This is a genomic window from Streptomyces sp. NPDC052107 (assembly GCF_040680215.1).
In the GTDB taxonomy this organism is placed as follows: domain Bacteria; phylum Actinomycetota; class Actinomycetes; order Streptomycetales; family Streptomycetaceae; genus Streptomyces.
This window is the reverse complement of the sequence record NZ_JBFAWG010000012.1, coordinates 15,236-35,115: the sequence shown is the minus strand read 5'-3', so window position 1 is coordinate 35,115 and position 19,880 is coordinate 15,236. Positions and strand designations below refer to the sequence as shown.

The following is a 19,880-nucleotide window of genomic DNA, read 5'->3' as shown; positions in this document are numbered from 1 at the left end:
CTTGACCGGCTACTTGACTGCGCGCAGCGCGTCGACGACGCCGAAGCCGTAGAAGCCGTTGACGTCCTTGCCGCCGACGCAGGTCGCGTCCACGACCCCGTCACCGTCGCCGTCGTAGGGCTCGCTCGGGCAGCCCGGGTTGTCCGCCTCGGCCTTCAGCAGGGCCTGCAGCTGGGCCGGAGTGGCGTCCGGATGGGCCGACTTCAGCAGCGCGGCCACCGCGGCCACGTGCGGGGAGGCCATCGAGGTGCCCTGGAGGAAGCCGTACTGGTCGTTCGGCAGGGTGGACAGGATGCGGCCGTTCTTCGACGGCGTGTCCGGGATCTGGTACTTGTCGCCGCCCGGTCCCGCCACGTCGATCACGCCCTGGCCGTAGCTGGAGTAGTACGACTTGGCGCCCTTCACGCCCACCGCGCTCACCGTCACCACACCGGGCAGCTGGGTCGGCACGTCGAAGCACTTGTGGGGGTCGACCGTGCGGGTCGTGGTCGTCGAGTCGTCGGGACTGGAGTCGTCCACGAGCGCGTGTGAGTCGAGATCGTCGTTGGAGTTGCCCGCGGAGGCCACATTGAGTGTGCCCTTGCGCTGTGCATACAGCTGGGCCCTGTTGACCGCGTCAACGATGGCACGTTGATCCGGATCGTCCATGCAGTTGTACAGCCACGGATCAACGTAGTAGCTGTTGTTGGTGACCTGGATGCCGTGATCGGCGGCGAACACGAAGGCGCAGACCACGCTCTCCGGGTAGAACAGCTGTGTCGAGTCCGGCTGGGCCACCGTGATGCTCGCGACCTTCACGCCCGGCGCCACACCCGCCACGCCTATGCCGTTTCGGGCCGCGGCTATCTCGCCGGCCACATGGGTGCCGTGGTAGTGGGCGGCGTCCGCCGGGCGCCACGCGCCGTAGGTCGTGTCCGCCTTGCCGCTCACGCAGTTCGCCGACTGGGAGGCGGAGAAGTTCGGGGCGATGTCCGGGTGGGTGTCGTCCACGCCCGTGTCGATGACACCGACGGTCACGCTGCTGCTGCCCGGGTTGATCCGCGCGGCCCGGTCGGCGCCGATCGCCCGCAGGTCCCACTGGTCCGCCTCGAGCGGCTCCTGACCCGGGGCCGCGGCCTGGGTGAGCTTCGCGGCGTCCGCCTTCGACAGGACCTGTACCGCGCCCTCGTCGGTCGTCCCCGCGGCACTCAGCGGCGCGGTACGCGTGGCGCCCGCCGAGTCCACGCCGCCGACCGCGCGCATCCGCGCGGCGAAGTCCGGGTTCGCGGAGTGGGCGACGAGCACGCCGATCTCGTCGTAACTGGCCACGACCGAGCCGCCGTTGCGCAGGATCTCCCGCTGCACGGACTCGATCGTTCGGTGATCCGTGCGGGTGTTGACCACGTACGCGAGGCTCGGTCCGTCGTCCGCCACCCGCGCCGCCCTGGCCGCTTCGGGCGCCGCGGAGGCCGCCGTCGGCAGGAAGCCGAGCGAGGCGGTCAGCGACAGCACGACGGGCACGGCGAGCGCGAGCCGGCGTCTGGAACGCAGATGAACCATGGGATCTCCACATCATCCGGGTACGAAACCGCCCGAGTCACAGGTGGTGCTCGGGCAGGTACATGGCGGGTGGTGCAGGCAGAAGCTATCTCCACGGCTCACCGATCAGCAATGACTTGGCAATGGCTCAACAAGACCGCTTGCGAAACAACTCATAGGACTTGAACCGGTTCTCGCGTGGCGCCGTGGACCTTGGCAGGGAGCGTCAGCACGATCAAGCTCCCCGTCGTCATTGCTTCCGCAACGCGAGGAGACTCCGTGGCCACCGAGACACCGCCCCCCGCCACACCGGGGGCCCCACTTCCCTCGACCGAGGAGTTCGCCGAGGTGCAGCAGAGCGCGGAGTTCGGTGAACTGCGCCGCGCCCACCGCTCGTTCGCCTTCCCGCTGGCCGTCGCCTTCACCGCCTGGTACCTGCTGTACGTGCTGCTCTCCAACTACGCGGACGGCTTCATGGGCACCAAGGTGGCCGGCAACGTCAACGTGGCCCTCGTCCTGGGCCTCGCCCAGTTCCTCACCACCTTCCTCATCGCCTGGTGGTACGCACGGCACGCCGCCACCAAGCTCGACCCCAAGGCGGCGGCAATCAAGTCCCGGATGGAGGGCGGCGCATGAGTCTCGCGATCACGCTGGCCGCCGGCGAGGCGAGCCAGCACCGAACGCTGATCATCACCCTGTTCGCGGTGTTCGTCGCCGCGACCCTCGTCATCACCATCTGGGCGGGCCGCCAGACCAGGAACGCCGCCGACTTCTACGCCGGCGGACGCCAGTTCACCGGCTTCCAGAACGGCCTCGCCGTCTCCGGCGACTACATGTCCGCCGCGTCCTTCCTCGGTATCGCCGGCGCCATCGCCCTGTTCGGCTACGACGGCTTCCTGTACTCCATCGGCTTCCTCGTCGCCTGGCTCGTCGCCCTGCTCCTGGTCGCCGAGCCCTTGCGCAACTCCGGCCGCTACACCATGGGTGACGTGCTGGCGTACCGCATGCGCCAGCGCCCGGTCCGCACGGCCGCCGGCACCTCCACCATCGTGGTCTCGATCTTCTACCTGCTGGCCCAGATGGCGGGCGCGGGCGTCCTCGTCTCGCTCCTGCTCGGCATCACCAGCGACGGTGGCAAGATCGGCATCGTCGCCCTGGTCGGCCTCCTGATGATCGTCTACGTCACCATCGGCGGCATGAAGGGCACCACGTGGGTCCAGATGGTCAAGGCGGTGCTGCTGATCGCCGGCGCCGTGCTGCTGACCTTCCTGGTCCTGCTGAAGTTCCACTTCAACATCTCCGACCTGCTCGGCAAGGCCGCCGACAACAGCGGCAAGGGCTCGGCGTTCCTGGAGCCCGGTCTGAAGTACGGCGCCACGGGCACCACCAAGCTGGACTTCATCTCGCTCGGCCTCGCCCTGGTCCTCGGCACCGCGGGCCTGCCGCACATCCTGATCCGCTTCTACACGGTCCCGACCGCAAAGGCCGCCCGTAAGTCGGTCATCTGGGCGATCGGCCTGATCGGCGCCTTCTACCTGATGACCCTCGCCCTCGGCTTCGGTGCCGCCGCGCTGATCAAACCGGACGAGATCATCGCCTCCAACAAGGCGGGCAACACCGCGGCGCCCCTCTTGGCGCTGCATCTGGGCGGCGTCGACTCGAACTGGGGCGCGATCCTGCTCGCCACCATCTCGGCCGTCGCCTTCGCAACGATCCTGGCGGTCGTCGCGGGCCTCACCTTGGCCTCGTCGTCCTCCTTCGCCCACGACATCTACGCCAACGTCATCAAGAAGGGGCAGGCCACGGAGAAGCAGGAGGTCGGCGCGGCCCGCTGGGCGACCGTCGGCATCGGCGCGGTCTCGATCGTCCTCGGCGCCCTGGCCCGCGACCTGAACGTGGCCGGTCTGGTCGCCCTCGCCTTCGCGGTCGCGGCCTCCGCCAATCTGCCGACCATCCTCTACAGCCTGTTCTGGAAGCGGTTCACCACCTCGGGCGCCCTGTGGTCGATCTACGGCGGCCTGGTCACCGCGGTTGGCCTGGTGCTCTTCTCCCCGGTGGTCTCCGGCAGCCCGGCCTCGATGTTCCCCGATGTCGACTTCCACTGGTTCCCGCTGGAGAACCCCGGCATCATCTCCATCCCGGTCGGGTTCCTGCTCGGCGTCGTGGGCACCCTGCTGTCCAAGGAGGTCCCGGACGCCGGCAAGTACGCCGAACTGGAGGTGCGGTCCCTGACCGGCACCGGAGCGCACTGACGTTCGTACGACGGCCGCGTCGTGACGGGACTGTATGGTCCTACGACGCGGCCGTGTCGTACCTCGTCGGATCGGGCCGCTGTCGTTGTCAGTGGCGTCACGTACGCTCGCAGGTGACGGAAAATAAGTGATCCGGGATTGAGGGAGGGGCCCCACGTGCTCATCGACACCTACGGCCGGGTGGCCACCGACCTGAGGGTCTCGCTGACCGACCGCTGCAATCTGCGCTGCACGTACTGCATGCCCGAGGAGGGTCTGCAGTGGCTGGCCAAGCCCGATCTGCTCACCGACGACGAGATCGTCCGCCTCGTCGACATCGCCGTGCGCATGCTCGGCATCGAGGAGGTCCGCTTCACCGGCGGCGAGCCCCTGCTGCGCCCCGGCCTGGTCGGCATCGTCGAGCGCGTCGCGGCCCTCTCCCCCCGTCCGCAGATGTCCCTCACCACCAACGGCATCGGCCTCAAGCGCACCGCGACCGCCCTGAAGGCCGCCGGCCTGGACCGGGTCAACGTCTCCCTGGACACCCTCCGCCCCGACGTCTTCAAGGCCCTGACCCGCCGCGACCGCCACAAGGACGTCCTCGAAGGCCTCGAAGCCGCCCGCGAGGCCGGCCTGACCCCCGTCAAGGTCAACTCGGTCCTGATGCCGGGCCTGAACGACGACGAGGCCCCCGACCTGCTGGCCTGGGCCGTGGAGCACGACTACGAACTGCGGTTCATCGAGCAGATGCCGCTGGACGCCCAGCACGGCTGGAAGCGCGAGGGCATGGTCACCGCCGGAGACATCCTGACCTCCCTGCGCACCCGCTTCGACCTCGCCCCCGAGGGTGCCGACGCGCGCGGCTCGGCCCCGGCGGAGCGCTGGCTGGTGAACGGCGGCCCGCACCGGGTCGGCGTCATCGCCTCGGTCACCCGACCCTTCTGCGCGGCCTGCGACCGCACCCGCCTCACGGCCGACGGCCAGATACGCACCTGTCTCTTCGCGACGGAGGAGACGGACCTGCGCGCAGCTCTCCGCAGCGATGCCCCCGACGAGGAGATCGCCCGCATCTGGAACCTGGCGATGTGGGGGAAGAAGGCCGGAGCGGGACTGGACGACCCGTCGTTCGTGCAGCCGGACCGACCGATGTCGGCGATCGGCGGTTAGTCCCCCTCGGGATCCCGCCAGTCGGCGAACCTCACGACGTCCTTCAGGAAACCTCGCACTCCGAGGAACTGCGAAAGATGCTCGCGATGCTCCTCGCACGCGAGCCATGTCTTGCGCCGCTCCGGCGTGTGGATCTTCGGGTTGTTCCACGCAAGCACCCACACGGCAGCGGCACGGCAGCCCTTGGCGGAGCAGATCGGGGTCTCGTCACTCACAGGTTCGTCTCGGGTTCGTCGTACAGAAAGGGTCCCGAACAAGGCGACGCCGAGCAGCCACGGGGGGAGCTGCCCGGCGTCGGTCCGTCGCTCCGACGGGGGATGCGGAGCGCGTACGCAGTATGTCACGGCTACCCCGTCGCCCGGCACTGCAACTGCACGATTGATCTGAGCTTTTCTTGAGCTTGACGGGCGGCGTCGTTCCGCTTCCGGCCCATCCCTCTCGGTCACGCGGGGCCGGGCCGCTCACCATGTGCCCCCGTCGGATGAGCCGCCGCGTCCTCCGGGGCGGATCCCGCCTGCGCCTCCTCCGCCCGCGGCGGCGTGATCATAGGCCGCATCGGCGTGGTGACGAACGTCGAGGGAAGGGACGGCGGCCGCTCCCGGCCGGCGTTCGCGATCACTACGGCGACATAGGGGAGCAGCGCTCCGGCCACGAGCGCCACGACAGCGACGTACCGCTCGACGTTCCACAGGGAGACCGCGAGGATCACCGACACCGTGCGGATCGTCATCGAGATGACGTACCTGCGCTGTCGGCCCCGTATGTCCTCGGCGAGTCCCGTCCGGGCTCCGGTGATCCGGAACACCTGGACGTTGCCGCCGTGCTGTTTCCGCATCACATTCCACCATCCGCCCGTATCGGCTCCCGGCCTTTTACGTTACGCCGCGGCTGCGCCGCCCACGAGACCGGGTCGCCCACTGCCTGCGGTAACGCCACCGGTCCTGCCGCGCGCGGGTGAACCCGACATGCGCCGTACGGCCCACCGACCCACACTGGCCCTAATGCTCACGTCGAGCCGTACAAGGAGGCAGCCATGGGCTGGTTGTGGGCGATCATCGTGGGATTCGTACTGGGCTTGATAGCCAAGGCGATCATCCCGGGCAAGCAGCACAGTCCCCTCTGGCTGACCACCATCTGCGGCATACTCGGCGCCATCGTGGGCAACGCGGTCGCCCGGGCCGTCGGCGTGGCGGCCACCCGCGGCATCGACTGGACCCGGCACATCTTCCAGCTGGTGGCCGCGATCATCATCGTCGCGGCCGTGGACGCCCTCTACATGGCGACGCTGGGGAAGAGAAAGCAGGAGAGGGTCGGGGCTTGAAGACTCGCTGAGTGACGTCCCGAAAGGGGCGCGGGGCTGTATCGACATGCGGCTCCGCCGCGCGGGCGCGACAAGCCACGACGAAGCCGCAGCCCGCTGCACAACAACCCACGCCCCCACGGCGCTAAGCGGAAACAACCTCCACCGCGGCAAGGTTCTTCTTCCCCCGCCGCAGCACCAGCCACCGCCCGTCCAGCAGATCCTCCTTCGCCGGGACGGCGTCCTCGGAGGCGACCTTCACGTTGTTCACGTAGGCCCCGCCCTCCTTCACCGTCCGCCGCGCAGCGGACTTGCTGGCGACGAGCCCGACCTCGGCGAACAGGTCGACCACCGGCCCGAGCTCCGCGACCTGGATGTGCGGCACCTCGGACAGCGCCGCCGCCAGCGTCCGACCGTCCAGCTCCGCCAGCTCGCCCTGCCCGAACAGGGCGCGCGACGCGGCGATCACCGCGGCCGTCTGGTCCGCGCCGTGCACCAGCGTCGTCAGCTCCTCGGCGAGCGCGCGCTGTGCGGCCCGGGCCTGCGGCCGCTCCTCCGTCTGCTGCTCCAGCTCCTGAAGCTCCTCGCGGGACTTGAAGGACAGGATGCGCATGTACTTGGAGATGTCCCGGTCGTCCACGTTCAGCCAGAACTGGTAGAACGCGTATGGCGTCGTCATCTCGGGGTCGAGCCAGACCGCGCCGCCCTCGGTCTTGCCGAACTTGGTGCCGTCGGCCTTGGTCATCAGCGGGGTCGCCAGCGCGTGCACCTCGGCACCGGGCTCCAGTTTGTGGATCAGGTCCAGGCCGGCCGTGAGGTTGCCCCACTGGTCGCTGCCGCCCTGCTGAAGCGTGCAGCCGTAGCGCCGGTGAAGCTGCAGGAAGTCCATGCCCTGCAGGATCTGGTAGCTGAACTCGGTGTAGCTGATGCCCTGGTCGGACTCCAGGCGGCGGGCCACGGAGTCCTTCGTCAGCATCTTGTTGACGCGGAAGTGCTTGCCGATGTCCCGCAGGAACTCGATCGCGGAGAGACCCGCGGTCCAGTCGAGGTTGTTCACCATGACCGCCGCGTTCTCGCCCTCGAAGTCCAGGAACGGCTCGATCTGGGCGCGCAGCCTGCCGACCCAGCCGGCCACCGTCTCCGGGTCGTTCAGCGTGCGCTCCGCCGTCGGGCGCGGGTCGCCGATCAGCCCCGTCGCGCCGCCGACCAGCGCCAGCGGCCGGTGTCCGGCCTGCTGGAGCCGGCGCACGGTGAGCACCTGCACCAGGTGCCCGACGTGCAGTGACGGCGCGGTCGGGTCGAAACCGCAATAGAACGTGACGGGACCGTCCGCGAGCGCCTTGCGCAAAGCGTCCTCGTCGGTGGACAGGGCGAACAGCCCACGCCACTTCAGCTCGTCGACGATGTCCGTCACGGTTCTCGTGTCTCCTCGGTGATCTTCGGGCGGTCGGGCGACACCCGACCACGAACGCCTACGAGGTTATACGCCCTGACTGACAGAGCTCATGTTGAAATCCGGGATCCGCAGCGCGGGCATCGCGGCCCGGGTGAACCAGTCGCTCCACTCGCGCGGCAGCGTCTTCTCCGTACGGCCCGCCTCCGTGGCCCGCCGCAGCAGGTCCACCGGCGACTCGTTGAACCGGAAGTTGTTGACCTGCCCGGTCACCTCGCCGTTCTCCACGAGGTAGACGCCGTCCCGGGTCAGACCGGTGAGCAGCAGCGTGGCCGGGTCGACCTCGCGGATGTACCACAGGCAGGTCAGCAGCAGCCCGCGCTCGGTGCCCGCGACCATGTCCTGGAGCGAGCGGTCGTTCCCGCCGTCCAGGATCAGGTTCCCGAGGACCGGGGCGACCGGCAGCCCGGTCAGGCCCGCGCTGTGCCGGGTGGTCGTCAGGTGCTTGAGCACACCCTCGCCGATCCACTCCGTCGTGTGGGTCGGCAGCCCGTTGTCGAACACGGACTGGTCCCCGCCGGAGGAGTGGGCGACCACGAAGGGCGGGCACTCCAGGCCCGGCTCGTTCGGGTCGCTGCGCAGGGTCAGCGGCAGCTCGGCGAGCTTCTCGCCCACACGCGTGCCGCCGCCCGGCCTGGAGAAGACCGTCCGGCCCTCGGCCGCGTCCCGGCCCGACGCCGACCACAGCTGGTAGATCAGCAGGTCCGCGACGGCCGTGGGCGGCAGCAGCGTCTCGTAGCGGCCGGCGGGCAGCTCCACGCGCCGCTCGGCCCAGCCGAGCCGTACGGCCAGCTCGGCGTCGAGCGCGCCGGGGTCGATGTCCTTGAAGTCCCGTGTGGAGTGGCCGGCCCAGGCCGAGCGCGTGCGGTCGGGCGACTTGGCGTTCAGCTCCAGCGTGCCGGTGGGCTGGTCATGCCTGAGGCGCAGCCCGGTGGACGTGCCCAGGTATGTCGACACCAGCTCGTGGTTGGCGAAGCCGTACAGCTCACGGCCGCCCGCACGCGCGCGTGCGAACGCCTCGCCGAGCGCCGGGGCGAAGTCGGCGAACACCGCGGAGGAGGTCTCGGCGGGCGCGTCCGTGAAGTCCGGCGACTGCGGCACCTCGCCGACCAGCGGCTGCGCGTCCTCGGCGGGCCCGGCACCGCGCGCGGCGGTCTCGGCGGCCCGGACCAGCGGCTCCAGCTCCTGCGCGGTGACCGCCGAGCGCGACACGACACCCGAGGCGGTGCCCTCCTTGCCGTCCACGGTCGCGATCACGGTGAGCGTACGGCCGCGCGTCACGCCGTTCGTGGTCAGGGCGTTGCCCGCCCAGCGCAGGTTGGCGGTGGAGTGCTCGTCGGCGATGACGACACAGCCGTCGGCCCGGGACAGCGCGAGCGCCTGCTCGACGATCTCGTGCGGCTTGTTCGTACGGGCGCTCATCGACCGGCCTCCTGGGTCGTGTTGAGGATGTTGACGGACCTGAAGACGGCGGACGGGCACCCGTGCGACACGGAGGCCACCTGCCCCGGCTGGGCCTTGCCACAGTTGAAGGCGCCGCCCAGGACGTAGGTCTGCGGGCCGCCCTCGGCGGTCATCGAACCCCAGAAGTCGGTCGTGTTCGCCTGGTAGGCCACGTCCTTCAGCTGCCCCGTGATCCGGCCGTTCTCGATCTTGAAGAAGCGCTGCCCGGTGAACTGGAAGTTGTACCGCTGCATGTCGATCGACCAGGACCGGTCGCCGACCACATAGATGCCACGGTCGACACTCCCGATCAGGCCCTCGGTGGACAGCCCCGCCGGGTCCGGCCGCAGCGAGACGTTGGCCATGCGCTGCACCGGCACATGCGCGGGGGAGTCGGCGAACGCGCACCCGTTGGACCGGTCGAACCCGGTGAGCCGGGCGATCCGCCGGTCCAGCTGGTAGCCGACCAGCGTGCCGTCCTTCACCAGGTCCCAGGACTGCGCCTCGACGCCCTCGTCGTCGTACCCGATGGTCGCCAGGCCGTGCTCGGCGGTGCGGTCGCCGGTGACGTTCATCAGCTCGGAGCCGTACTTCAGCTTGCCCAGCTGGTCGAAGGTGGCGAAGGAGGTGCCGGCGTAGGCGGCCTCGTAACCGAGGGCCCGGTCCAGCTCCGTCGCATGCCCGATGGACTCGTGGATGGTCAGCCACAGGTTGGACGGGTCGACCACCAGGTCGTACAGGCCCGGCTCCACGCTCGGCGCGCGCATCTTCTCGGCGAGCAGTTCCGGGATCCGCTCCAGCTCCTCGTCCCAGTCCCAGCCGGTGCCGGTGAGGTACTCCCAGCCCCGCCCGACCGGCGGCGCGAGGGTGCGCATCGAGTCGAACTCGCCGCTGGAATCGTCGACCGACACGGCCGTCAGCTGCGGATGCAGCCGTACCCGCTGCTGGGTCGTCACGGTACCCGCGGTGTCGGCGTAGAACTTGTTCTCGTGCACGGTGAGCAGCGAGGCGTCCACGTGGTTGACGCCGTTCGCGGCCAGCAGCCGGGCGCTCCAGTCCGCCAGTAGCGCGGCCTTCTCCTCGTCCGGCACGGAGAACGGATCGATCTCGTACGACGACACCCACGTGCGGTCCGCGTGTACCGGCTCGTCGGCCAGCTCCACCCGCTCGCCGACCCCCGCTGCCGCGATGACCTGCGCGGACAGCTTGGCCATGGCCACCGCCTGGGAGGCCACCTTGGCGGCCGCGTCCATGGTCAGGTCCACGCCGGAGGCGAAGCCCCACGTACCGCCGTGCACGACCCGCACCGCGTACCCGAGGTCGGTGGTGTCCGACGACCCGGCGGGCTTGGCGTCCCGCAGCCGCCAGGACGCGCTGCGCACCCGCTCGAACCGGAAGTCCGCGTGCTCGGCCCCGAGCGCACGCGCGCGTGCCAGAGCGGCGTCGGCGAGGGACCTTAGCGGAAGCGCCGTGAAGGCTTCGTCGATGGAATGAGGCACGGAGGTCTCCCTGCTGTCGTGGCCTGTCGGATCCGATCATGTCGTGGGAGCGGCCCGGCGGACCACACGTTTCGCACCCGGACGGCGGCGGTTCTGTAGGGATCCGACAGTGACTCCCGCCCGCCACTGTCGGTGCCCGATTGCCCGCGGACCCGGCCGTACCGATAGGTTTTCGATGAAGCCGCCTGTCACCAGGTGTCCGGGCGGGTTGTCCGACATCTGCAGACCGCTATCGAAAGGGTGATCCGTTGAGCCGCTCGGTTCTCGTCACCGGAGGAAACCGGGGCATCGGCCTCGCCATCGCCCGCGCGTTCGCCGACGCCGGCGACAAGGTCGCGATCACGTACCGCTCGGGTGAGCCGCCGGCCGGTTTCCTGGCCGTCAAGTGCGACATCACCGACCAGGAGCAGGTGGAGCAGGCCTACAAGGAGATCGAGGACCAGCACGGTCCGGTCGAGATACTGATCGCCAACGCCGGCGTGACCAAGGACCAGCTCCTGATGCGCATGTCCGAGGAGGACTTCACCTCGGTCATCGACACCAACCTCACCGGCACGTTCCGCGTCGTCAAGCGCGCGAACCGCGGCATGCTGCGCGCCAAGAAGGGCCGCGTCATCCTGATCTCGTCCGTGGTCGGCCTGCTCGGCTCGGCGGGCCAGGCGAACTACGCCGCCTCCAAGGCGGCCCTCGTCGGCTTCGCGCGCTCCCTCGCCCGTGAGCTGGGCTCGCGCAACATCACCTTCAACGTCGTCGCGCCCGGTTTCGTCGACACCGACATGACCAAGGTGCTCACCGACGAGCAGCGCCAGAACATCGTCTCGCAGGTGCCGCTCGGCCGTTACGCGCAGCCGGAGGAGATCGCCGCGACGGTGCGGTTCCTCGCCTCGGACGACGCCTCGTACATCACTGGAGCCGTCATCCCCGTTGACGGCGGACTGGGAATGGGTCACTGATCACCATGAGCGGAATCCTCGAGGGCAAGCGCGTCCTGATCACCGGCGTGCTGATGGAGTCCTCCATCGCCTTCCACGCGGCCAAGCTGGCCCAGGAGCAGGGCGCGGAGATCATCCTGACGGCGTTCCCGCGGCCCACGCTGACCGAGCGCATCGCCAAGAAGCTGCCGAAGCCCACCAAGGTCATCGAGCTGGACGTCACCAACGACGAACACATGGGCCGGCTGGCCGACGTCGTCGGCGAGGAGCTGGGCGGCCTCGACGGCGTCGTGCACTCCATCGGCTTCGCGCCGCAGGACGCGCTCGGGGGCAACTTCCTCAACACGCCGTTCGAGTCGGTGGCCACCGCCATGCACGTCTCGGCGTACTCCCTGAAGTCGCTCACCATGGCCTGCCTGCCGCTGATGCAGAACGGCGGCTCGGTCGTCGGCCTGACCTTCGACGCGCAGTTCGCCTGGCCGCAGTACGACTGGATGGGACCGGCCAAGGCCGCCCTGGAGGCCACCAGCCGCTACATCGCCCGCGACCTGGGCAAGCAGAACATCCGCTGCAACCTCATCTCCGCGGGCCCGATCGGCTCCATGGCCGCCAAGTCCATCCCGGGCTTCGGCGAGCTGGCCTCCGTCTGGGACACCCGTGCCCCGCTGGAGTGGGACCTGAAGGACCCGGAGCCGGCCGGCAAGGGCATCGTCGCCCTGCTGAGCGACTGGTTCCCGAAGACCACCGGCGAGATCATCCACGTCGACGGCGGTCTGCACGCCATCGGCGCCTGATCCTCGTACCCGACGCCCCGTTTCCCGCCGCGCGCGGGAGCGGGGCGTCACCCGTTCGGCCCACCTGCCGGGCGCCCGGCGGCCCGGACGGCTCACCCTGGATTGAGCGTTCACCTCGCGCGTCCCTCCCCAGCCCGGCCGAGGAGGTCCCGTTGTGCGCCTGTCCCGAAGCCTGGCCCCGGTGATCGTGGCCGTGGCCCTCGTGCTCTCCCTGCCGTACGAGGCGATGCCCTTCGCGCGCGTGGACGACGGAAAGCCCCCCGCGCCGAGCCCCTTCGGGGCCTCCTGCCGTACGGCCGTCCACGGCTCCCATGTGGTGGCCTACTGCCACAATCCCTATGTCGACACCGATCGCGTGCGTCTGCACATCGAGTGCGCCCGCTGGTGGGACATCGACACCGACAGCGCACCGGTGGACACCGGACCCGCCATGACCGTACGGCTCACCGGCCGGTGCTGGAAGGAACTCCGCTCGGTCTGGATAAGCCACCAGAACGTGCACTGAACGGCTGGACCGGTCACCGGCAGGAGCGCTGAACGGCTGGTCAGTCACCGGAAGGGGTCGCTGAACCGGCTGTGTCAGTCACCGGAAGGGGTGCCGAACCGGCCCGGCCGGCACAGGAACGGGTAGCTCGCGGCCTCGGCAGCCGCCGCCTCCGCGTCCCCCGCGCGGATCGCGTCCACCAGGCGCGTGTGATCCATGTACGTCTCCGGAGTCAGCTCCGCGCCCACGTCCGCGCGCAGCCAGTCCCGCAGCACCTCGCCCAGATCGGCGTACATCGCGGTGATCACGTCGTTGTGCGAGGCGGCCACGACGGCCAGGTGGAAGGTGGCGTCGGCAGACACGAAGGCCTCCGCCTCGCCGGTCTCCCAGGCCACCTCGCGCCGGTCCAGCAGCGCGTCCAGCTGCTTGAGGTCCTTCTCGGTGCGGCGCTCGGCGGCCAGCTTCGCCGCGGCCGACTCCAGCGCGGCGCGCAGTTCGGCGATGTGCCGGGGATCGGCGTCGGCGAACCGGCGGTGCATCACACCGGCCAGCTCGCTCGTCGCCACCACATAGGTGCCCGAGCCCTGCCGGATGTCCAGCAGACCGTTGTGGGCGAGCGCGCGGACGGCCTCGCGGACGGTGTTGCGGGCGACGCCGAGCTGCTCGACCAGTTCCGGCTCCGTCGGGATGCGCGAGCCGACCGGCCACTCGCCGGAGGTGATCTGGTTGCGCAGTTCGGCGATGACCTGCTCGGACAGCGCCGAACGGCGCGGGTGGCTCAGGGGCATGGCACACCTTCGCACGCGAGGCCCGGGCGGGAGCGCCGCGGGGATGGACAACCAATCATCCCATGATTCTATGATGACCCTCATGGCACGTGAGGAAGCCCCGACAGTGGAGACCCGTACGGCGATGTCACCGACCGAACACGGTACGGCCGCCACGACGAACACCCCCGGGACGACCCCCGGCGCCGGCCGCACGCGCGCGTGGGCGACCCGGCTGGTCGTCGTCGGCATCGTCCTGTCCGCGCTGAACCTCCGCCCGGCCATCACGAGCCTCGGCGCGCTCCTGGAGGAGGTCCGCGACGGGCTCGGCATGAGCGGCAGCGTGGCGGGCGTACTCACCTCCGTGCCCCCGCTCTGCTTCGCGGTCTTCGGCATCACCGCACCCCGACTGGCCCGCCGCTTCGGTCCGGCCGCCGTGGTGTGCGCCGGCATGGCCGCCATCACCGCCGGCCTGCTGATACGGCCGTATCTCGGCAACACGGCCGGATTCCTGGCCGCCAGCGCGCTCGCCCTGATGGGCATCGCCCTCAGCAACGTGCTCATGCCGGTCATCGTCAAGCGCTGGTTCCCCGACCGGGTCGGCTCCATGACCGGCCTGTACTCGATGGCCCTCGCCCTCGGCACCTCCCTCGCCGCCGCGGTGACCGTGCCCCTGACCGACGCCCTCGGCGGCAGCTGGCAGTCCGGCCTCGCCGTGTGGGCCGCACTGGCGGGCGCCGCCGTACTGCCCTGGCTGCTGCTCCTCCGGGTCCGCGGCGGCGACGCCGGGAGCGCGCGAGCGGGGCGGCAGGAGCGGGCGGGGGCACAGCAGGCGGGGGCGGCGGCGCAGCAGGCGGGGGCGGCGGCGCAGCAGGCGCCGCTGCGCATCACCCGCAGCCGTACCGCCTGGGCGCTCGCCGTCTTCTTCGGCCTGCAGGCCACCGCCGCCTACATCACCATGGGCTGGATGCCGCAGATCTTCCGCGACGCCGGCGTTCCGGCCGGCACCGCGGGCGTGCTGCTCGCCGTCACCATGGTGATGGGCGTGCCCCTGGCCTTCGTCATCCCGCGGGTCGCCACCCGGCTGCCCCACCAGGGGCCGATCGCGCTGGTCCTGGGCGTGTGCGGGCTCGCCGGATACGCCGGCCTGTACTTCGCGCCGGCCGCGGGCGCCTGGGCCTGGGCGCTGCTGCTTGGCGTCTCCAACTGCGCCTTCCCGCTGGCCCTGACGATGGTCGGCATGCGGGCCCGGAGCGGGCCGGGCGTGGCCCAGCTGTCCGCGTTCGCGCAGAGCACCGGCTACCTGATCTCCATCCCCGGCCCGCTGCTGGTCGGCGTGCTCTACCAGCAGAGCGGCGGCTGGGGCCTGCCGATCGCCCTCATGACGGGCCTGATGCTGCCGCAGATGGCGGTGGGCTTCCTGGCGGGCCGCAACCGCACCGTGGAGGACGAGGCGACGGCACGCTGACCCGGGGGCGGGACACCGGGGCGCGGGGGCGCGATGCGCTGATTGGGGTGTCTGGGCTGGCGGGGTGTGACCCGCGCCCGGCGGTCCCCGCGGGGCCACTGCCCGCCCCCGATCGACCCCCGCGGAGCGGAGGGTGCGAGACTGGGCGCATGCAGCCTGTGCTCGACCCGAACCCGCAGAACGGCCAGAAGAAGATGCTGATCGTCTTCGGCTCGTTCTTCGCCATCTTCGTGATCATCGCCGTCATCGCGACCCTCGCCTCCCCGTGACGGCGGCGTCCCGGCCCGCGTCTCCCGGCGGATTGGTGGGGTTAGCTCCACCATCCCCTAGGGGGAAAGGGTCAGGGTCAACTGGGTGGAAGTCCGGATGGGTTGTCCGCCCCGGATTCCGTAGCTTCGAGATGTGACCGCACGACACGGTCACGGACCCGCTCGAAGACCCACGGAGGCGATCATGGCGGCCCGCACCCACTCCCGGCCCCACCTGGCGACCACGGGCGGCGTCGACATCCGGCTGCCCTGGTGGGCCCTCGCCCTCCCCGCGCTCGCCTTCATCGCCCTGCTGGCGCTGATACTGAACCCGTCGGACGCGCACGCGGCGAGCGGCGACCCGGCGATCACGCACCTCTTCGAGCGCGCCCACCAGCTCCTCATACGCTGACCAGGAGCCTCCGTACGCGGTGAATCCGCATGTCAACTCCCTGCGCCGCATGGCTTGTTTCATGCGAAGCTGGGTCCCATGAGCGCCGCAGAACCTCGCAGTATCGTCCTCCTCCGGCATGCGAAAGCCGACTGGCCCCAAGTGTCCGATCATGAGCGCCCGCTCGCCGAGCGGGGCCGCATGGACGCCGCGGTGGCCGGACGCAAGCTGGCCGACACCGGTATCACCTTCGACCTGGCCCTGTGCTCCACCGCCAACCGGACCCGCGAGACCTGGAAGCTCGCCGTCCACGAACTGGCGCACCGGCCGAAGACCGTCTACGAGGAGCGGGTCTACGAGGCCTCGCCCGGCGAACTGATCGCCGTGCTGAACGAGACTCCCGACGACGTGCGGAACGTGATCCTCATCGGTCACAACCCGGGCGTCCACGGTCTGGCCGAAATCCTGTCCGGCACGGCCGAGGGCGACGCCCGCGACCGGATGAACCACCGCGGTTTCCCGGCCGCCGGTTTCGCGCTGCTGTCCTTCGACGGCCCCTGGAAGAGCCTGGAGCCGGGCGTGGCCACCCTCAGGGACTACTGGGCGCCCGCCGAGTGACCCCACCCACGCGCAGGGGCCCGGCACCTCCGCAGTGCCGGGCCCCTGCGCATCCGGGCCGGTTCAGCCCTCGTCGTGCGTGTCGGCCGCCTCGACCTCTTCGCGGGTGACGCCCAGCAGATACAGGACCGTGTCGAGGAAGGGGAAGTTCACCGCCGTGTGCGCCGCCTGGCGGACCACCGGCTTGGCGTTGAAGGCCACACCCAGACCGGCCGCGTTCAGCATGTCCAGGTCGTTGGCGCCGTCGCCGATCGCCACCGTCTGGGACAGCGGCACTCCCGCCTCCGCGGCGAACCGGCGCAGCAGCCGCGCCTTGCCCGCGCGGTCCACGATCTCGCCGGTGACCCGGCCGGTGAGCTTGCCGTCGACGATCTCCAGCGTGTTGGCCTGCGCGAAGTCCAGGCCCAACCGTTCCTTCAGATCGTCCGTGACCTGGGTGAAGCCACCGGAGACGACCCCGACCTGGTAGCCGAGCCGCTTCAGCGTGCGGATCAGGGTGCGGGCGCCCGGCGTCAGCCGGACCTCGTTGCGGACCTTCTCCACCACGGAGGCGTCCAGCCCCTTCAGCAGCGCCACGCGCGCGTGCAGCGACTGCTCGAAGTCCAGTTCCCCGCGCATCGCCGCCGCCGTGACCTCGGCGACCTTGTCCTCGCAGCCGGCGTGCGCCGCGAACAGCTCGATGACCTCGTCCTGGATCAGCGTGGAGTCCACGTCCATGACCACCAGGCGCTGAGCGCGCCGGTGCAGGCCCGCCGCGACGACCGCGACGTCGACACCCAGTGCCGCCGCGTCCGTGACCAGGGCCGTGCGCAGCGGCTCGGTCTCCACGCCGGAGACCGCGAACTCCACTGCCGTCACCGGGTACTTGGCGAGCCGGAAGATACGGTCGATGTTGCCGCCGGCCTTCGCGATCCGGTCGGCGATGGCGGCCGTCGACTCGGCGGTCAGCGGATGGCCGAGGACGGTCACCAGTGAACGTCCGAGGCCGCGCGGCCGGTTGTCGCCATGCCCCGAGATGATCTCCGCCTGCATCTTCATCGACTCGGCCCAGCTGTGCACGGTGGCCCTGAGGTCGCCCTCCAGGCCGGCCGGCGGCTGCGTCACCAGCGCGCACAGCACCAGGCGGCCCCGGGTGACGACCTGCTCGATGTCGACCACGTCGACGACGTAGGCGGCGAGGGTGTCGAAGAGGCCCGCCGTGATGCCCGGCCGGTCCTTGCCGAAGATCTTGACGAGGAGGGTGGGGACCTCGGGGGTCTGTTCAGCGGAGGTCTGCGAAGCGCTCATGGTGTCACCACCGTATCCGGCACCCAGTGCCGTCCGCCGTCGAGGTCCGACTGACGGACACGGAACAATGGATGTCGCGCCGGTGTCAGGGATCTTGCCACCGGGAGACACCGCCCGCCCGCACACGGCGGCTCCCGGCCCCACCACGACTGTGCCATGAGATGCCCCGACGGGCATGGGCAGGAGAGGTGCGCCGAATCTTCGTCGTGCACGGCCCCTGCCCTGGCTCACCCGCGGCCCTTCGGCTTCCCGGGCGGTGCCGGGGGCGGCGGGGGAGGGGGCGGCGGTGGCCATTCGGTGCCGTCCGACCCCTGAGAGCGGTCACCTCGCCGCGTCGGTGGACCGCGTCTGGGCGGCGGGGGAGCGGCGTCGAGCGGCCGGGCGATGGTCGGGGCGCCGTACATGTCGTCCCCGGCGGCCGTGGGCCCGGCAGCCGGCGGCTCCTCGCGCAGGTCCTCTGGCACCTGGAGGTGCTGCGGCACCTGTAGATAGGGATTCGTGTCCGGGTTCGGCGGCCGGTACGGCGCGCTCGGCGCGTACGGTCCGAGACCTCCAGCACCACCATCCCCGTCGTACCCCAAGCTCCCCCCGTTCCCCCGTACCCTCCGCGCCGCCCAAGCCGTCCGTCCCCCCGCCGCCCCGGTCGCCCAGGCCGTCAGGGAACCGATCACCCCGGCGCCCGCGCCCCACACCGCGCCGAGCAGCAGGGCGAGGCCGAGGTGGCCGTGCAGGTCGAGGCCCGCGCCGAAGGCGTCGAAGCCGAGGACGGACAGTGAGGCGGTCAGGGACACGGCCGTCAGCCAGGCGAGCAGGGGGAGGGCGAGCGCGGTGGTGATGCCGAGGCGCAGGCCGCACCGGACGGCGAAAGCGAGAGCGCTGTCGGCCCGTCGTCCCACCGTGCTGTCGGCCTGCCGTCCCAGCGGCCGGGCGGCCCGTCGTAGCACCGGTGTGCGGACCGCCGTCAGGACCCCGGCCAGCAGCATCGCCAGTGCCGCGGCCAGGGCCAGCGGCCACACCCGGCTGTCCAGGTCGGCCAGTCGGCCCAGCGTCACCGGCTGATCGGTGTGCGCGGACAGGAGCTGGTCCAGCGGGTGGGGGAGGGAGGTGCCGAGGACGCCGGTGGCGTGGCCGTCCCAGGGGACGAAGAGACCGAGGGTCAGGCCGAGCCAGACCCCGTTCGGCGCACCGAGCAGGGCCGCGCCGGCGATCCGCTCGGGGTGGTCGTCGCCGATCGCCGCGTAGGCCGCAGCCGCGAGCCCCGCCGCCACGGCCACCAGCAGCACGGTGACGAGCGCCGAGACCGCCGGCCGTACCGCCCGGTGCACGACGGACCAGTCCGGTGGCAGCGGAGCGCGCCGGGAGGCGAGCAGGGCGATCAGCAGGACGCCGGCACTCCAGAGGGCGCCGCCGAGCAGCGTGGCCGACGTGTCCACGGTGAAGCCGACCGCGGCCTTGGCGTGGACGAGGTCGCCGATCCGGTCCGGCAGCAGTCCGCTCACGTCGCCGAGGCCGGGGATGCTCAGTGCGCCGCCTCCCTTGCCGCCCGTGCCCGGCAGCCGGTCCAGTCTGAGCGAGCCGCCGTCGATGGTGACGACGTCGTGCCCCGCCCAGGCGAGACCGCCCAGCAGTGCGACGAAGAGCGCGACCACCGTGCCCGCGCGGGCGAGTAGTTCGGTGGGTGCGACGACAACTCCGGCAGTACGCAAGGACCGTAGGAAGAACCACGCCAGCAGCAGGGCGCCGGCCAGGCTCACCCCGAGTGGCGTGATCTCGATGGCGGTGTGGGTCTCGGCGCCCTTCAGACCGAACGCGGACACATCGCCCGACGGCGTGACCGAACCACCCGCCCCGAGTGCCACAACGGCCGCTGTCATGGGGCCCAGTGAGCCCGCCGTGTCCGCTCGCAGGAGATGCAGGCCGAGCGCGGCCGTGCCCGCCATCCCGATCAACGCCCAGCTCACCGTGGCGATCGCGGACAGCAGGACGTCCGTCCAGGGCACCGTCGTGGCGCGCGGCGCGGTCTCGGCGTTCGTGGCAGACCTCATGGCAGACCCCCCGATCCGCGGCGCGGCACCGGAGCCGCGCTTGTCCCCCACGCCGGGATTACCACTCTCCGGCCCGGTTTCAACCCCGTCAACGGGGCGAGTTGAAGCGCGCGCGGGCGCCCGTCGACAAGGCCCGGGTTTCGGTCAGCGGGCCGAGCCTGAAATAGTTCCCCCCGATGTTCGACATCCCTAGACTCCCTGTGATGGGGGTATTTCGGGGGACAACTCAGTGGGG

The 19,880-nt window shown here is 70.7% G+C and carries 20 protein-coding genes; 11 read left to right on the top strand and 9 right to left on the bottom strand.

Annotation, left to right across the window (positions count from 1 at the left end; genetic code table 11):
- Positions 1 to 9: 9 nt before the first annotated feature.
- Positions 10 to 1,539, bottom strand: a complete 1,530-nt coding sequence (locus AB0M27_RS15955) for a S8 family serine peptidase (RefSeq protein WP_365722019.1) — start codon at positions 1,537 to 1,539, stop codon at positions 10 to 12.
- 258 nt (positions 1,540 to 1,797) lie between these two features.
- Between AB0M27_RS15955 and AB0M27_RS15950 the strand changes: the two genes are divergently transcribed.
- From AB0M27_RS15950 to moaA, 3 genes are all read left to right on the top strand, one after another.
- Entirely contained in the window at positions 1,798 to 2,154 is a 357-nt protein-coding gene (locus tag AB0M27_RS15950) for a DUF485 domain-containing protein (protein WP_365722018.1), read from the top strand.
- Positions 2,151 to 3,770, top strand: a complete 1,620-nt coding sequence (locus tag AB0M27_RS15945) for a cation acetate symporter (protein WP_365722017.1) — start codon at positions 2,151 to 2,153, stop codon at positions 3,768 to 3,770. Before AB0M27_RS15950 ends, AB0M27_RS15945 begins: the two co-directional genes overlap by 4 nt.
- A 156-nt stretch (positions 3,771 to 3,926) precedes the next feature.
- Complete coding sequence (gene moaA, locus AB0M27_RS15940) at positions 3,927 to 4,916, top strand: GTP 3',8-cyclase MoaA (protein WP_365722015.1); 990 nt, start codon at positions 3,927 to 3,929, stop codon at positions 4,914 to 4,916.
- Here the strand turns inward: moaA and AB0M27_RS15935 are convergent.
- Positions 4,913 to 5,131: a hypothetical protein gene (locus tag AB0M27_RS15935; protein ID WP_365722013.1), complete on the bottom strand. Its 219-nt coding sequence runs from the start codon at positions 5,129 to 5,131 to the stop codon at positions 4,913 to 4,915. The two genes, moaA and AB0M27_RS15935, sit on opposite strands and share 4 nt — an antisense overlap.
- Before the next feature lie 227 nt (positions 5,132 to 5,358).
- Complete coding sequence (locus tag AB0M27_RS15930; protein WP_365722011.1) at positions 5,359 to 5,751, bottom strand: DUF3099 domain-containing protein; 393 nt, start codon at positions 5,749 to 5,751, stop codon at positions 5,359 to 5,361.
- Between the two features lie 198 nt (positions 5,752 to 5,949).
- Between AB0M27_RS15930 and AB0M27_RS15925 the strand changes: the two genes are divergently transcribed.
- A complete protein-coding gene (locus AB0M27_RS15925) occupies positions 5,950 to 6,237 on the top strand; it encodes a GlsB/YeaQ/YmgE family stress response membrane protein (protein ID WP_365722009.1) in 288 nt (95 codons plus the stop codon).
- Between the two features lie 124 nt (positions 6,238 to 6,361).
- Here the strand turns inward: AB0M27_RS15925 and tyrS are convergent, their stop codons facing one another.
- The 3 genes from tyrS to AB0M27_RS15910 all read right to left on the bottom strand — a co-directional run bounded on the left by tyrS (position 6,362) and on the right by AB0M27_RS15910 (position 10,611).
- Positions 6,362 to 7,630, bottom strand: coding sequence for a tyrosine--tRNA ligase (tyrS, locus tag AB0M27_RS15920; protein WP_365722007.1), 1,269 nt, complete (start codon positions 7,628 to 7,630; stop codon positions 6,362 to 6,364).
- Between the two features lie 66 nt (positions 7,631 to 7,696).
- Positions 7,697 to 9,091: a TldD/PmbA family protein gene (locus tag AB0M27_RS15915; protein WP_365722005.1), complete on the bottom strand. Its 1,395-nt coding sequence runs from the start codon at positions 9,089 to 9,091 to the stop codon at positions 7,697 to 7,699.
- Entirely contained in the window at positions 9,088 to 10,611 is a 1,524-nt protein-coding gene (locus tag AB0M27_RS15910; protein ID WP_365722003.1) for a TldD/PmbA family protein, read from the bottom strand. Before AB0M27_RS15910 ends, AB0M27_RS15915 begins: the two co-directional genes overlap by 4 nt.
- 248 nt (positions 10,612 to 10,859) lie before the next feature.
- Here AB0M27_RS15910 and fabG point away from each other — a divergent pair, with 248 nt between their 5' ends.
- The 3 genes from fabG (at position 10,860) to AB0M27_RS15895 (ending at position 12,842) form a co-directional block, all read left to right on the top strand.
- The gene (fabG, locus tag AB0M27_RS15905; protein ID WP_365722001.1) at positions 10,860 to 11,564 is read left to right on the top strand and encodes a 3-oxoacyl-[acyl-carrier-protein] reductase; all 705 of its coding nucleotides are present in this window, start codon (positions 10,860 to 10,862) and stop codon (positions 11,562 to 11,564) included.
- Positions 11,565 to 11,569: 5 nt separating this feature from the next.
- The gene (fabI, locus tag AB0M27_RS15900) at positions 11,570 to 12,337 is read left to right on the top strand and encodes an enoyl-ACP reductase FabI (protein WP_365721999.1); all 768 of its coding nucleotides are present in this window, start codon (positions 11,570 to 11,572) and stop codon (positions 12,335 to 12,337) included.
- Between the two features lie 154 nt (positions 12,338 to 12,491).
- Positions 12,492 to 12,842: a hypothetical protein gene (locus AB0M27_RS15895; protein WP_365721997.1), complete on the top strand. Its 351-nt coding sequence runs from the start codon at positions 12,492 to 12,494 to the stop codon at positions 12,840 to 12,842.
- A gap of 74 nt (positions 12,843 to 12,916) precedes the next feature.
- On the opposite strand, the gene AB0M27_RS15890 is transcribed toward AB0M27_RS15895, so the two are convergent.
- Positions 12,917 to 13,609 carry a FadR/GntR family transcriptional regulator gene (locus AB0M27_RS15890; protein ID WP_365721995.1) on the bottom strand — a complete coding sequence of 231 codons (693 nt, stop codon included), beginning with the start codon at positions 13,607 to 13,609 and terminating at the stop codon, positions 12,917 to 12,919.
- A gap of 82 nt (positions 13,610 to 13,691) precedes the next feature.
- On the opposite strand from AB0M27_RS15890, the gene AB0M27_RS15885 reads away from it, so the two are divergent.
- The 4 genes from AB0M27_RS15885 (at position 13,692) to AB0M27_RS15870 (ending at position 16,313) form a co-directional block, all read left to right on the top strand.
- On the top strand, positions 13,692 to 15,056 hold the full coding sequence (locus tag AB0M27_RS15885) for a CynX/NimT family MFS transporter (RefSeq protein ID WP_365721993.1): 1,365 nt from the start codon (positions 13,692 to 13,694) through the stop codon (positions 15,054 to 15,056).
- 149 nt (positions 15,057 to 15,205) lie between these two features.
- Entirely contained in the window at positions 15,206 to 15,325 is a 120-nt protein-coding gene (locus AB0M27_RS15880; protein ID WP_279617406.1) for an SGM_5486 family transporter-associated protein, read from the top strand.
- 184 nt (positions 15,326 to 15,509) lie between these two features.
- On the top strand, positions 15,510 to 15,716 hold the full coding sequence (locus AB0M27_RS15875; protein ID WP_365721991.1) for a hypothetical protein: 207 nt from the start codon (positions 15,510 to 15,512) through the stop codon (positions 15,714 to 15,716).
- A gap of 78 nt (positions 15,717 to 15,794) precedes the next feature.
- Positions 15,795 to 16,313: a histidine phosphatase family protein gene (locus AB0M27_RS15870; protein ID WP_365721989.1), complete on the top strand. Its 519-nt coding sequence runs from the start codon at positions 15,795 to 15,797 to the stop codon at positions 16,311 to 16,313.
- Between the two features lie 63 nt (positions 16,314 to 16,376).
- Here AB0M27_RS15870 and serB read toward each other — a convergent pair whose 3' ends face one another.
- Together serB and AB0M27_RS15860 are read right to left on the bottom strand one after the other, a co-directional pair.
- On the bottom strand, positions 16,377 to 17,600 hold the full coding sequence (serB, locus tag AB0M27_RS15865) for a phosphoserine phosphatase SerB (RefSeq protein ID WP_351801070.1): 1,224 nt from the start codon (positions 17,598 to 17,600) through the stop codon (positions 16,377 to 16,379).
- A 227-nt stretch (positions 17,601 to 17,827) separates the two neighbouring features.
- Complete coding sequence (locus AB0M27_RS15860) at positions 17,828 to 19,645, bottom strand: streptophobe family protein (RefSeq protein ID WP_365721987.1); 1,818 nt, start codon at positions 19,643 to 19,645, stop codon at positions 17,828 to 17,830.
- Positions 19,646 to 19,880: the final 235 nt, after the last annotated feature.

Coding starts and splice junctions, on each gene's coding strand:
- AB0M27_RS15955 (WP_365722019.1), bottom strand. CDS start 1,539: ATGGTTCATCTGCGTTCCAGACGCCGGCTCGCGCTCGCCGTGCCCGTC.
- AB0M27_RS15945 (WP_365722017.1), top strand. CDS start 2,151: ATGAGTCTCGCGATCACGCTGGCCGCCGGCGAGGCGAGCCAGCACCGA.
- AB0M27_RS15930 (WP_365722011.1), bottom strand. CDS start 5,751: ATGCGGAAACAGCACGGCGGCAACGTCCAGGTGTTCCGGATCACCGGA.
- AB0M27_RS15925 (WP_365722009.1), top strand. CDS start 5,950: ATGGGCTGGTTGTGGGCGATCATCGTGGGATTCGTACTGGGCTTGATA.
- AB0M27_RS15915 (WP_365722005.1), bottom strand. CDS start 9,091: ATGAGCGCCCGTACGAACAAGCCGCACGAGATCGTCGAGCAGGCGCTC.
- fabI (WP_365721999.1), top strand. CDS start 11,570: ATGAGCGGAATCCTCGAGGGCAAGCGCGTCCTGATCACCGGCGTGCTG.
- AB0M27_RS15890 (WP_365721995.1), bottom strand. CDS start 13,609: ATGCCCCTGAGCCACCCGCGCCGTTCGGCGCTGTCCGAGCAGGTCATC.
- AB0M27_RS15885 (WP_365721993.1), top strand. CDS start 13,692: ATGGCACGTGAGGAAGCCCCGACAGTGGAGACCCGTACGGCGATGTCA.
- AB0M27_RS15880 (WP_279617406.1), top strand. CDS start 15,206: ATGCAGCCTGTGCTCGACCCGAACCCGCAGAACGGCCAGAAGAAGATG.
- AB0M27_RS15875 (WP_365721991.1), top strand. CDS start 15,510: ATGGCGGCCCGCACCCACTCCCGGCCCCACCTGGCGACCACGGGCGGC.
- AB0M27_RS15870 (WP_365721989.1), top strand. CDS start 15,795: ATGAGCGCCGCAGAACCTCGCAGTATCGTCCTCCTCCGGCATGCGAAA.
- serB (WP_351801070.1), bottom strand. CDS start 17,600: ATGAGCGCTTCGCAGACCTCCGCTGAACAGACCCCCGAGGTCCCCACC.
- AB0M27_RS15860 (WP_365721987.1), bottom strand. CDS start 19,645: ATGAGGTCTGCCACGAACGCCGAGACCGCGCCGCGCGCCACGACGGTG.